At 57.7% G+C, this 13,772-nt stretch carries 7 protein-coding genes; 4 read left to right on the top strand and 3 right to left on the bottom strand.

Annotation, left to right across the window (positions count from 1 at the left end; genetic code table 11):
• Positions 1-171: 171 nt before the first annotated feature.
• From A6M21_RS05810 to A6M21_RS05800, 3 genes are all read right to left on the bottom strand, one after another.
• Positions 172-1,023, bottom strand: coding sequence for a trypsin-like peptidase domain-containing protein (locus A6M21_RS05810; protein ID WP_078060427.1), 852 nt, complete (start codon positions 1,021-1,023; stop codon positions 172-174).
• A gap of 101 nt (positions 1,024-1,124) precedes the next feature.
• On the bottom strand, positions 1,125-3,089 hold the full coding sequence (locus A6M21_RS05805; RefSeq protein WP_066666938.1) for a penicillin-binding protein 2: 1,965 nt from the start codon (positions 3,087-3,089) through the stop codon (positions 1,125-1,127).
• Positions 3,086-5,308 carry a transglycosylase domain-containing protein gene (locus A6M21_RS05800; protein ID WP_066666937.1) on the bottom strand — a complete coding sequence of 741 codons (2,223 nt, stop codon included), beginning with the start codon at positions 5,306-5,308 and terminating at the stop codon, positions 3,086-3,088. Before A6M21_RS05800 ends, A6M21_RS05805 begins: the two co-directional genes overlap by 4 nt.
• Before the next feature lie 386 nt (positions 5,309-5,694).
• Here A6M21_RS05800 and A6M21_RS05795 point away from each other — a divergent pair, with 386 nt between their 5' ends.
• The 4 genes from A6M21_RS05795 (at position 5,695) to A6M21_RS05775 (ending at position 13,678) form a co-directional block, all read left to right on the top strand.
• Entirely contained in the window at positions 5,695-6,888 is a 1,194-nt protein-coding gene (locus A6M21_RS05795; protein ID WP_161486014.1) for a murein hydrolase activator EnvC family protein, read from the top strand.
• A gap of 37 nt (positions 6,889-6,925) precedes the next feature.
• Entirely contained in the window at positions 6,926-9,022 is a 2,097-nt protein-coding gene (locus A6M21_RS05790; RefSeq protein WP_066666935.1) for a PASTA domain-containing penicillin-binding protein, read from the top strand.
• Positions 9,023-9,463: 441 nt separating this feature from the next.
• Positions 9,464-11,449, top strand: a complete 1,986-nt coding sequence (locus tag A6M21_RS05785; protein ID WP_066666934.1) for a transglycosylase domain-containing protein — start codon at positions 9,464-9,466, stop codon at positions 11,447-11,449.
• Positions 11,450-11,686: 237 nt separating this feature from the next.
• Entirely contained in the window at positions 11,687-13,678 is a 1,992-nt protein-coding gene (locus tag A6M21_RS05775) for an FAD-dependent oxidoreductase (RefSeq protein ID WP_066666932.1), read from the top strand.
• The last annotated feature ends 94 nt before the right edge of the window (positions 13,679-13,772 follow it).

Raw genomic sequence — 13,772 nt, 5'->3', positions numbered from 1 at the left:
CCTGAACTGCCGAAGAAATATCCACATTTCATGCGCTAAAAATTCCGGCTCCACACCCCACATCCGGCCCAACGCCATTACTTCGGCCGCGCGGCTGCTTTATCGCCCCGGCTTGTGCGAAATACATCCGGCGGTGACGGCCGGCTTAACGGCCGGGCTCTTCCTTCCGGGTTATTGCTGAGCCACCGTTTCCCCTTTCATCAGCTGATTCAACACCTGCTGCACCGTGCTGGTGGGAATGGCGAAGCCAATGCCCTGCGCCTGCTCCGCTACGGCGGTATTGATCCCGATTACCTGGCCGTCCATGTTGAGCAACGGGCCGCCGCTGTTGCCCGGGTTAATCGAAGCATCTGTTTGCAGCAGGTTCTTGTAATCACGGTTGCCGATGTTGATCGGACGGCCCTTGGCGCTGATCACGCCCACTGTCACGGTATGATCCAGCCCGTAGGGGTTGCCGATGGCCACTACCCAGTCCCCGGTCCGCATGTTGTCCGAATTGCCCAAAGTCAATGTGGGCAGCGGTTGGCCGGCGTTTACTTTCAACACGGCCAGATCCAGAGCGTAGTCCGCTCCCACCACTTTTGCCGGCAGCGGCTTGGGTTGCCCTTGAATGGTCACGGTAATCTTTTGCGCGCCGTTAATAACGTGATCGTTGGTCAAAATGTAACCGTCTTTGGAAATAATAAACCCCGACCCGATGCCGTGCTCCACCTGTGGCTGCACCTGGAACGGCAGGCCGCCGAAAAACTGCTGAAAAAACGGATCATTGAAGAACGGGTTGTTGTTAGCGCTGTTACTTACCAGCACTGTGTCAATCTTTACCACCGCCGGACCGGCCTGGCTGGCGATGTCCGCCACCGCATTGGTCCCGATCGGGGCGGCGTCGGCAATTTGAGGCGCCAGCGGATTCCGGCCGCCATTCAACCCCGGCCGGCCGGCCAGTGCCCAGCCGCCCGTGAACATTATGCCGGCCACAAAAGCGGCCAGAGCAGTAAACAGCAAAGAGCGCTTCCAGTTAAGCATTTTTACTCCTCCTGTCGTTTTAAATTTTAAATCCAGAATAAACCTCTTTTTTTACGAATTTAAGGCAGCCTTGTTAATTTTTTATTACAGCCGGCGGGAATCTACTTAACCTTAAAATATGCCGCCAGAATGTCCCGGGCCACCGGCGCCGCCGCCACCGCTCCTTCCCAGCCATGTTCCACGATTACCGACACAGCCACTTGCGGGTGGTTCGCCGGGGCATAGCAGACAAACAGGGCATTGTTATTATGACCGGCCACCTGGGCGGTACCGGTCTTGCCGGCCACCGGCACGGAGAACCCGGCAAAGGCGGCTGCTCCGGTGCCGTTTCCCCGGGTAACCAGGGACATACCCTTGCGAATCGTATCCATGGTTTGAGTGGATACCGGCAGGCGGCGAATTACCCGTGGTTGAAATGTTTTCACCGTCTGACCGTCCGGTGAAGTTATCTTTTGCACCAGATAGGGACGGTACAGCGTACCCCCGTTGGCGATGGTGGAGACATAGCCGGCCAGTTGCAAGGGAGTGTACATATTGTAGCCCTGACCGATGGACATGTTGATGGTGTCATAGCGGTGCCAGTTGATGTCCCAGCCGTGCCTGGCATAAATTTGTTCTTTCAGCTTGCCAACCGCGCTGTCGCGTTCCCTGGCCAATTCCGCTTTTTGTGCCTTGCCGGCCGTCTTGTTGATTAGCTGGTTGTATTTTTCTTCAACTGCTTTAATCCGGTTGTTGTTCACAGCGTCCAAAAAGCCTTCCACCATGTTCTTTTTATACTGTGGTGTGGGCAGTGTGCCGGCCATTTCTCCGGGCAGGTCGATGCCCGTTTTTTCTCCCAGGCCGTATTCCGCCGCCCAGTGGGCGATCGGCTGCCATCCAAGCATGGCGCCCACCTTCCAGAAGAAAGTGTCGCAGGAAACCTGGATGGCTTTCTCCACATTCAACCAGCCAAAACCGGGAGCATACCAGTTATGGAATATGTGGTTGCCAAGCTGGTAGTAACCCGGGTCAAAGAGTAACGTGCCCGGCGTAATCACTTTTGCTTCCAACGCCGCCGTAGCCACCACCATTTTAAAGGTCGAGCCGGGGGCAAAGGCGGCCAGCGCCCGGTTTAAAAAGGGGTGGGCCGGTCCGTTGAAGATTTGCTGTGCTTCCCGGGATGACAGGCCTTTGACGAAATCGCCCGGATTGAAGGTGGGTACGCTGGCCATGGCCAGAACCTGCCCCGTATGCACGTCTTCCACCACGGCCGCGCCGCCCATGGAATCGGTGCGTCCGCCGGCCCGGGCCTGCTGAACGGCGTTGATCAGGGATTGTTCCGCAGTTTGCTGGAGTTTTTTCGAGATGGTCAACTGCAGGTTGTCGCCGGGCACCGGCGGTTTCACGCCCTGATCGTGAATGGGCCGGCCCAGGGAGTCCACGGCGATTTCCCGCGCCCCGTCCTGCCCGCGCAGGTAGCTTTCATATTCGTTTTCCAGTCCGGTCTGTCCATAAAACGAGTTCATCTGGTAGCCGTCATCCTTGTGGGCGGCCAACTCCCGGGGGGTGATCTGCTGTACATAGCCCAGCGTCTGGGCCAGCAGGCCGCCGTAAGGGTAGTTGCGCTGCGGGACTGCATCCACGTATACTCCGGGCAGGCTCATCTTGTTTTCTTCCACCTTGGTCACGGTGGCCTGATCCGCATCCTGTACCAGGGGGATGGGCAGGTACAGCTGGCCGGCATCTTTATATTTTTGGATTGCATCCTGAATCTGAACCGTACTGATTCCCAGCAGGCTGCTGATGTACGCAATCTCCTTGTCTTTGTTCTGCATGTCGGTATAAAAAAGATCAATGTTGAAAGCTGCCTTGTTGCCCACCAGTTCAAGTCCGTTACGGTCGTAAATGCATCCGCGCGGCGCCAGGATGGGGATCATGCGCATGTAATTCTGCCTGGCCAGCGTGCGGTAGCGTCCGCTTTGCAAGAGCATCAGCTCCACCAGATGAAAACATAAAATAGCGAAAGCAACGACGATTATATACCAAAAGACATCCAGTCTTTTTTTCCATATACTGTTTTCGATCATCTTTCACCCCCGAAAACGATGTGGATCCCTTTTTTCATTTCCCGGCGCAATTGATGCCGGAATTTTTCCCGTGCCGGCAAAGACCCCGGTGGGGCAACCTTACCGGGCTTATCCGGTGACGGCAAAATTTTAACCGGCTCCGGAGAATTCCCCGGAAGCAGATTGCCTGGTGGCACCCCCTTCCCTTTTTGCCCGTTTCCGGACGACAGCATATTACCATTAGCAGCGAGTGGGGAGTTGTTTCCCGGTGCGGTTTTTGGCCCGGAAGCACTCCCCGGCGGGAACCGGCCGCCGCCCGTTCCGGCATTGTCCGCCGGCGGTGCATTATTCCCGGATGGCGCCGCCGGCACCGGGTAAATGTCCGGATAGAGGGAACGGAAATGAATCACCGTCTGTCCGGCCAAAGCGGCGGTGATTACCTGGCGGAAGATCCCGGCCGGATGCATCCCGCCGAACTGGCCGGGCATGTTCTGCGGCTGATCGCAGCCAATCCAGACCACCCCCGCCAATTGGGGTGTAAAGCCGCAAAACCACAAATCCCGGCCGTGTTCGGCCGTACCTGTCTTCCCGGCCACCGGCCGGCCATACACCTGGGCGCTGACGCTGGTGCCTTCCTGTACGCCCGTTTCCATCATGGAAGTAAGGGCGGCGGCCGTGTAAGGCTGCATGGCCTGGTCAATATCAATTTTTGACTTGTAGAGTACGGAACCGTCCGGTCCGGTAACTTCATTGATGACGTGGGGCTTAATGTACAAGCCGCTATTGGCCACAGCGCCGTATGCACCGGCCATCTCCAGCGGGGTCACCCCTTTGTACAATCCGCCCAAAGCCATGCTCAGACCTTCCTTGCCCGGATCCAGTGAAGTTATGCCCACCCCGCGGGCAAAGCGCACTGCTTCCGGAATACCCACCCGGGCAAGCAATCTCACCGCACACACATTTATTGACTGGGCCAACGCCGTGCGCAGGGTGACCGGTCCCAGGTAAACGTGGTCGTAGTTCTGCGGTGCATAACTGCCAAAACGCACCGGACTGTCGTTCACAATGGAATCCGGGGTCATCCCGTCATACTCGATGGCCGGCCCGTACGCGACAAACGGCTTGATCGCAGAACCGGGCTGCCGGTAGGACTGGACGGCACGGTTCAAACCACCCGGGGTATATTGCCGGCCGCCTGCCATGGCCTGGATGGCGCCGGTCCGCGGATCCAAAAAAACAGCCGCCCCTTCCGGCTGCAGAATACCGCCGGCGTCCCGTACCGAGGCCGGGAAATTGGCCGGATCGGCGAAAGCCGCCTGCAGCGCCTGCTGCGTCATTGGATCGAGTGTGGTGTACACCTTCAAGCCGCCCCGGTAAACGGTATCTTCCCCGAACCGCCGGACCAAACGGCTGGTTACATAGTCAATAAAGTAGGGATATGCTTTCCCGCTTTCAGGCGGCTGGTTTAACTGGATCTTTGCCGCCACCGCCTGCTGGTATTGTTGTTTGGTAATCAGTTTATAGGCCAGCATTTTGCCCAGAATCTCATCCCGCCGCTGTTTGGCCGCGGCGGGATGGCTGACCGGCGAGTAGGCCGACGGCGCCTGGGGCAGGCCGGCCAGCAGGGCCGCTTCGGGCAGGGTGAGTTGATTCACGTCCTTATTGAAATACGCCCTGGCGGCAGCCCCGATGCCGTAGACGCCGTCACCCAGATAGATCTTGTTCAGGTACATTTCCAGAATTTCGTCCTTGGAATAGCGGTGGGTCAGCTCAAAGCCGAGCATAATCTCCTGTACCTTCCTTTTGATGGTGCGGTCGGGAGTAAGAAAGACGTCCTTGGCCAATTGCTCGGTGATCGTGCTGGCCCCCTGGCTCGGGCTCAGCGTAATCAGATCGTGCCAGGCGGACCGGGCAATGGAACGCAGGTCGATGCCCCGGTTTTGATAAAAGCGAATGTCTTCAGCAGCCAAAAAAGTGTTCTTGACCACCGGCGACAACTGGGCATAACTGACCGGAATCACTTTTTTGTCGCCCAACCGGGCAACCAACCGCCCATTGGCGTCGTATACGGCAGTGGGCGTGAACGGGCGCAAGGCAGCCGTATTTATAACGGGCAGATCCCGCGCGCTGATATAGACAATCCAAATGCCGGTTAGCAAACATCCGGACACAGTCAATAAAAACAGCAGTTTGAACAATCCGGCCGGTTTCAATTTTCGTTTCCCGGACCTGATTTTCATCCGCTTCACCCCGCATAAAAAGAATTAGCACCGGGTGACTGAAAATAAACCGGATCGAATTCATGGGGAAAACGTTCAATACAAATCCCCGCCGGCAAACTTTCCGGCGGGGGTGAAAAGGAAGTGGGCGAAGCGGTTACCGGTGATTGCAGCAAAAAACCACTTTGACGTAACCGTGCGTGCCGGGACGGCCGGCGGGGAGCACGGTACCGGAAATTATATCCCGCTCCCGGTTGCCTTAATCTTAATGCGATATTGTTACAAAAGTATAGAAATACTATTACAATATTAAAACAGCGCCCCATATTTGTCGCTGCATGCAGGATATTGATTCAATTTGGCGAAGAGATCTTCCAGCTTAATTTAGATGGAGGGATATGCCAGCTATGCCAAGAAGATCTTTTGTTTACTGGCTGGCGGCAGCAATGTGCATCCTGCTGGTGCTTGGACAGCCGGCCGTGTCGCAGGCTGGTTTTTTGACCACCTTGCTGCAAAGGATTTCTTCAGCCAGAAAACAGTACCAGTCCGCTTCCCAACAAAAGGAACAAACAACGGCTACCATAAAGGCGCTGCAATCCAAATCAGCCGTTATCAGACAACAGCTGGCCCTGATCGATCACGACCTGGGCAATCAGGCGCGGGAGATATCCTCCGGAGAGGCAAAACTGGCTGGTCTCAAACAGGCGATCTTGAAAGAGCAGGCCGACATTCAGGCTACCAGCCGGCAAAGGCGGCAAAAACAACAGCTGCTCGATCAAATACTGGTCCGCACCTATCAAAACGGCCCGGCTTCATACTTGAATGTTTTGCTGGGCGCCCAAAATTTTTTTGATTTTCTCACCCGGTTTCAATATGTAAAGCAGATCCTGGCCTTTGACAACAATGTAGTTAAAAACCTTGCCCGCATTCAGGCCACCCTGACGGCGGAAAATCAGTCGCTGGTCAACGAACAAAGCATGGCTCAAAATGAATTGGCCGGTCTCAAACAGTTGCAAGCGGGGCAACTGGCCGAACAAAAGCAAAAGCGGCTGCTGCTGGCCTCCCTGCAGCAGCAGGAAAACCATGAAAAGAGCGAACTGGATGCGGAAACCCGGGCCATGCAGTACATGGCCGCTCAAATCATGGCCCTGCAGCAACAATACGGCGGCGGCGCCTCCGGCGCACCGGCGCCGTCCGGCGGTTGGGTGTGGCCGGTGCCTGCTTCGCATGTAATCTCTTCCGGATACGGCTGGCGTTCGATTATGGGCTTTCGCGAATTCCACGACGGCATTGATATTGCCGCTCCGGACGGCACACCGATCGTGGCGGCCAACAGCGGCGTCGTATTATTCGCCGGACCGGCGGAGGGATTCGGCCACTGGATTGTGATTGAACATTCGGCACACCTGTTTTCCGTATACGGACACATGTACGCCAACGAAATTCTGGTTCATCCGGGCGAACACGTTTCGGCCGGCCAGCAAATTGCCGCCGTAGGGGCGGATGGATTCGCCACCGGACCGCATTTGCACTTCAGTGTAATCACCGGCTTTGACTCTTCCGGACATATGATTTCGGTCAATCCGCTCAATTACGTGTGACCGGGAGCGAAAATTTTCCAGCGGGGGGCTCTTCCAGGTGTTGCGCGTCAACCCGGTACCCAAACGGCTTTGTCTTTTAACGCTGCTCGCGGTATTTCTTTTCTTGTTGTTAATTTTACGCCTTTTCTGGGTGCAAATCGTCTGGGGCGGCGAACTGCGTCGGGAGGCGGAACAAATTCAAACCCGGAGCGTGACATTGCAGCCGCAGCGGGGTAATATTTACGACCGCAATCATCAACTGCTGGTGACCAGCGTACCCTGTTATACAGTTTATGCCAACCCCGTCCTGATTAAAGATCCGGCGACTGTAGCCGGAAAAATCGCTCCGCTGTTGAAAATCAAAACCAGTGATTTAATCAAGGAACTTGGTGACAAAAAAAATTTTTGCTGGCTCAAGTATCATGTCGATTATAACACCGGCGAGGAAATACGCCGGATGCACCTGACGGGTATCGGACTGGTCGACTCCAGCCGGCGCGCCTATCCCCAGGGAGATCTGGCCGCCTCCCTGCTTGGTTTTACAGGCAACGACAACCAGGGGCTGGAAGGAGTGGAGAAAAGCTACAACCGTGAACTGGCGGGAACACCGGGGGAAATGACCTTTCAGATTGATGCCACGGGACAAGAACTTCTCCCGGACAGCAGGATCATCACTCCCGTCAGGCCGGGGGAACAACTGGTGCTGTCCCTGGATGAAACCATCCAGTTTTACGTGGAGCGGGAATTGCAAAAGATTGTTTCCGCCTATCAGCCCAAACAGGCGCTGATTCTGGTCATGAACCCCGATACGGGCGGTGTGCTGGCTATGGGCAGCACACCGGGATTCGATCCGGCCCGCTGGCAGGCTTATCCTTCCTCCGTCTGGGCGGAAAACCCGGCCACCTTTTTTACCTATGAACCGGGCTCTGTGTTCAAATTGTTTGTCACAGCGGCGGCACTGGGCGGCGGCGCGGTGCAACCCGGCGATTATTTTAACGATCCCGGTTATATTAAGATACAGGGGAGAACGATCAGAGACGCGGAGCGTAAAGACTTCGGGCCGGTCACCTTCGCCAAAGGGCTGGCCGATTCCTTGAACGTGGTGTTTTCCCAGGTGGCGCAACAGGTGGGTGCGCAAAACCTGTACAAATACATTCATGCCTTCGGCTTCGGCGCACCCACCGGCATTGATCTGCCCGGCGACGAACCGGGGGTGATCATCCCGGAAAAAAATGTCACTCCCCTGAACCTGGCCGAAATGTCCTTCGGCCAGTCCATCTCGGTAACGCCGGTCCAACTCCTGACAGCAGCCTGCGCCATCGCCAATGGCGGCAAACTGCTTAAACCGCACGTGGTCAGGGCGATCGAAGACGCTTCCGGAAAGATAATCCATACCATTCAGCCGCAGGTTGAGCGGCAGGTCATTTCTCCGGAGCTGGCCCGCGAAATAACCGGGTTGATGGAAAAGGTAGTGCAGAAGGGAACGGGGCAAAACGCGGCTGTAAACGGCTACAGTGTGGCCGGCAAAACCGGTACGGCTCAAATCCCCGGTCCCGGCGGCTACCTGCCGGGCAAATTCATCAGCTCATTTATCGGCTTCGCTCCGGCTGACAACCCCCGGGTGGCCGTTTTGGTGATGGTTGACGAGCCGCACAAACAATATTACGGCGGCACGGTGGCGGCCCCTGTTTTCAGCGACCTGGCGGGGAAAATACTGCGCTACTGGAATGTGCCGGTGGAACAACCGCCGCCTGGAAACGCCGCGGGCAATAACACTTCTTACGCCGCCTCCGCTACCACTATACCTGATGTGGTCGGTTTTCCCGTACCGGACGCCCGCTGGTGGCTGGGCGAACACGGGCTCCAGTGCTGGGCGCCGGGATCAACAGGCGTCGTCGCGGCACAGCAGCCCGGTTCCGGTTGCCGGCCCAAACCCGGCACGGTGGTGGATTTAAAAATCGCCCCCGCATCCCGGCGTTTAAAATTACCCGATCTTACCGGTCTAACAATAAAAAAAGCCGGCTCAATACTGGCCGGGCTGGGGCTGAAAATCAAGGCGACGGGCAGCGGTATAGCGGTAAAGCAAAGCCCCGCACCAGGCGCCGCGGCTTCCCGGGGCTCGACGGTTTCGGTTGACTTCAAGGCGCCGGCCTAGTCCCGGCCGGCATCCCCCTCCATCACCACCGGCAGGCTACGTACGGGTGATCGAATGCCCGCATTCCAGCCCCAAAGAAGCGCCTGGCTTATTTGCCCAAACCGGCCGCCGGGTACACCGCCGCCCTGTTTTACAAAGCCCCGCTGCCGTCTTCCCCTTTGACGGCGGGGCGCTTTCCCTGAGCATCCCGCCACGTACCCGGCCACCCCCGTTCTCCGCCAAACTTCAATCCGGTTCCGCCCGGCCGTACGCCACCCGTGTTCCGCCGGTCATTCCCCGCAAAACACCGGATCGTGGTGCATATGGCAAAAGGCTTGTTCTAAATTGAAAGGGAAATATATACACTCCTAGTACAAGCTGCTTTTAAATGCGCCGCTGCCGGAGCATAAGCATCCGGGCCCGGGAATCTTACCTTTTTATTGTTCGCGGGGTGAATCTGACATGCCGAAAAGAAGGAAATTAAAACCGGCCAAACTATTCCTGCTTTTCCTTGCGGTTATCCTGATCGTCTGCTTTTTAAGCGGTGCATGGCTCATGTATATCAGTCTGCGGGATCTGCCCGCCATCAATCCGGCCTCCCTGCGGCCGGTGGAACCGGTAACGGTTTACGACGCCAATGACAGATTGGTCGCCCAACTGGGGAACAAAAAGGTGATCCCGGTCAAACTTGACCAGATACCGCCAATGGTCAGGAACGCATTTTTGGCCGCCGAGGATATCCGCTTTTATCAGAACCGGGGCATCGACCTGCGCTCCCTGGCCCGGGCCGCCTGGCATGACCTGACCACCTTGAGCCTGAGCCAGGGGGCCAGCACGATCACCCAGCAACTGGCCAAGGACGCTTTTCTCACTCCCGAGCGTACAATAAAAAGAAAAATACAGGAAGTCCTGCTCGGCTTTGAGCTGAACCACCGCTATTCAAAAGATGAGATCCTGGAGATGTATCTGAACAAGATCTACCTGGGGGACGGCGCCTACGGCATCGGAGCGGCGGCCAAAACCTACTTCAATAAAGACGTCGGCCGCCTCACCCTGCCCGAAGCGGCCCTGCTGGCCGGCCTGCCCCAGGCGCCGTCGGCCTACTCGCCGGTCAATCATCCTGCCGCGGCCAAACAGCGGCGGAACGAGATTCTGGGCAAAATGCTGGCCTATAAACTGATTAACGCACAGCAGTACCGGCAAGCGGCGGCAGCTGAAACCGGCCTCAACCCGCCGCCGGAAACCGGCCGGGAATATCCCTGGTTTGTGGATTACGTAACCGGCCGCCTGGTTGCCCGGTTCGGCGAAGACAACGTTTACCGGGGCGGCTTGAAGGTGTACACCACACTCGATCCAATGACGCAGCAGGCGCTGCAGGCGGCTTTCGCCGATCCGGCCAATTTCCCGGCCTCGGTACGGGACGCCGGCGGCATTCTTCAACCGGAAGGGGCGGCTGTTTTTCTGGACCCACGGAGCGGCGCCGTCCGGGCCATGGTCGGCGGGCGGGAATACACCGGCCGCCAGGTGCTCAACCGGGCCTGTCAAACCTACCGGCAGCCCGGTTCCGCCATCAAACCGTTTGTCGCTTACGGGCCGGCCATTGAATACGAAGGTCTGACCCCGGATTCGATCGTAAATGACAGCCCGGTAAGCTTCGGCCGCTATGCACCGCGGGATGACGACAACAGGTATCTGGGACCGGTCACCCTGCGCACCGCCCTGTCCCTCTCCCGGAACGTGGTGGCGGTAAAGCTGCTTGACCGGGTGGGCATACCGCAGGCGGTGCAATTCGCCCGGCAGAGCGGCATCACCTCGCTGGACCCGGTCAAAGAAGGTTTGAGCATGGCCCTGGGCGGCCTGTACAAGGGGGTGTCGCTGCTGGAAATGGCCGGTGCCTACGGTGCGGTGGCCAACGGTGGAACATATGTAAAGCCGTTTGTGATCAGAAAAGTAACTGGACAGGACGGTTCCATGCTTTATCAGGCCAAACCGGAAACGCACCCGGCCATGAAACTCTATACGGCCGCCGCTCTCACCTCGATGCTGGAAACCGGTGTTCTGAACGGCACGGGTGTCAACGCCCGGGTCAACGGCCGGCCGGTGGCCGGTAAAACAGGCACCGCCGAACACGGCCGGGACTTATGGTTTTGCGGCTTTACCCCCCAACTGGCCGGCGTGGTCTGGATCGGCTGTGATCAACCGCAGGATATGAGCGATCAAAACGGCGGCATGCACCCGGCCGGTATTTTCCGCCAGGTGGTCTCCACCGCGCTGGCCGGACAGCCGGTGATCCACTTCCGCAGTCTTTACCCGGGCATTTATCCGGAACCGGTGACACCGCCGGCCAATACACCGCCGTTGAACAATCAGGGCGGCGGTAATAACTGGGCCGCCGGGATACAGCAACGGATCTATAACTTGTTTTCAAAGCTGAAAGGATTATTTTAATTCAAGCCCCCGCCTGAACAGCCGGTTCTTCCAGAACCGGTTTTTTTCCTGCGGCAATATCCGTCAACTGTCACGGCAGGAGTAAAAAAGAACAAAGCGAATATATAATAGCCGGCAATGAACCGGGAAAAATCACCCACTAAAAGAAGACCGTTTTTCCGGTCCTGCAAAGAGGTGAAATATTTGCGCCCCGGATTGCAACCGCATAAGCGCTGGTTGGCGGCAGGCTGTTGTTTCATGCTTATTGCCATTGCTGTCGCGCTGATCGTCATTTTTCACCATGGTCAGGAACCGCCGTTGATTCCGTTAAAAAAAAGCACCATTGCCGGACAATACGACCTGGTGGTGGCCGGCGGTGATCCGGAAGGTATTGCGGCGGCCGTTTCCGGCGCCCGCAACGGCCTGCACACCCTGCTGCTGGACAGCCGGCCCGCCCTGGGCGGTCTGATGACCGAAGGCTGGTTGAACGGCATTGACATGAATTACAACCCCCGCGGACAAATCCTGAACCAGGGCTTCTTTCTCGAGTTTTACCGGGCTATGGGCGGAGATTCTTTTGATGTGGATACGGCAATCAATTTTTTTAATGAAACGGTAAACAAGGAAAAGAACCTGGATGTACTGACCGAAGTAAAAAACATCACCCCGGAACTGAAAACGGAGGGAAATAAAACCCGGATCACAGCGGTTAATGTGACCCTGCCGGCGGGGAAAACGATTACCGTGAGTGCCCGGCGGTTCATCGACGCCACCCAGGATGCGGATCTGGCAGCCGCGGCAAAAGTGCCTTTCACTTTCGGCCAGAGCGACTGTGGCCACCCGCACCGCCTGATGGCCTCCACATTAATTTTCAAACTCAAGGGTATCAGCAACGCGGACTGGCTCCTTTTGCGCCTGGCGGCAAAATACCGGCAGGATCCCAACGACCCGACCGGTTCCAGCGCCGTAACGGTGTGGGGATTCAACCGCATCATGGAGCACTACCATTCCACCGACCCCACCGCTCTGGCCATGACCGGCCTGAACCTGGGCCGGCAAAAGGATGGCAGCGTGCTGGTCAACGCCCTGGAGCTCTACGGCGTAAACCCGCTGGCGGAGCAAAGCCGCGCGGCCGCGCGCCTGCTGGCCGTCCGGGAACTGCCGCGGATAATTGCCTATATGCGCCAAAACATTCCCGGACTGGGGCACACCCGGTTGGCGGGAACGGCGCCGGAACTGTACACCCGGGAGTCGAGGCACATAATCGGTCTTTACCGGCTGACAATCAACGACGTGCTCGACAACCGCGACTTCCCCGACCGCATTGCTTTCGGCTCTTATCCGGTGGACATTCAGCCGTCCGGACCGGCGGAACCCGGTAACATCATCGGCCGGCCGGTGCAGTACGCCATCCCCTTCCGCTGCCTGGTACCCCGTGGAGTGGACAACCTGCTGGTCACCGGACGGTCGGCCAGTTTCGATTCCCTGGCCGCGGGAAGCGCCCGGGTGATCCCGGTGGGCATGGCCGGCGGCCAGGCGGCCGGTGCGGCCGCCGCCTTGAGTATTGAAAAAAGGCTTGACTTCCCGGCCCTGAGCAAATCCCCCCGGCTGATCAAGGAGCTGCAACACAGGCTGAACAGTCAGGGCATGGACATTCATCCCTTTCATACCGCCCCGTCCCGCGAGCGGTATGCCGCCGGGCTTTGTTTTATGAGGCGCTGGGGGTTGGCCGCGGGAGGCTATGATAATAATTACCATCTGAATGAAGTCATGACTACGGGTCAGTTCATTTCCGACTTAAAAGAAGTGACTGCAGCCATGGCCTTGAAAATACCGGCATCCGCAGCATTGGCGCTATTACCGGAAAACACCGGCAAACCGTTGACCGCGCCCCTGGCCGCGGCGCTCTTCTGCGCGCTCAGGGATTATAAACTGCCTCCGGAAACGGCTTTTCAATTCTTGTCGCGCCGCGGTTTTTGGGAGCCGGACCGCTTCCGGCCGGAAAAGGCGAGCAGCCCGCTCACCCGCGGCGAAGCCTATGCATTAATCGAACGGTTCGCTACTTTTCATTTGCAACCGGAGACACCGCCTCCGGCCCGGCATAAACCTCCCGGGAGGCTTCCGGTGCAGGAACCGCGGGTTGACCTGGCACGCCTGAAAAAACATGCCGCCGGCCCGCCGCACGGTCCCACCGCCCCCGTCCGCAAGCCGGCCGTTCTTCCCTCCCCCGGCACGGAACGGCGGGTATAGTCGCGTACATGCCGCCCGCTTAAATTCTTCCGGGGCGGTAAAACGCGCCGGGCACCGAAAGAGCGCCGGCGCTCAGGTTTGGGCCGGCTGGCGG

Source organism: Desulfotomaculum copahuensis (genome assembly GCF_001655685.1).
Classification (GTDB): domain Bacteria; phylum Bacillota; class Desulfotomaculia; order Desulfotomaculales; family Desulfovirgulaceae; genus Desulfotomaculum_G; species Desulfotomaculum_G copahuensis.
Note: the sequence above shows the minus strand (reverse complement) of the source record. Positions and strands in the feature narration are given on the sequence as shown.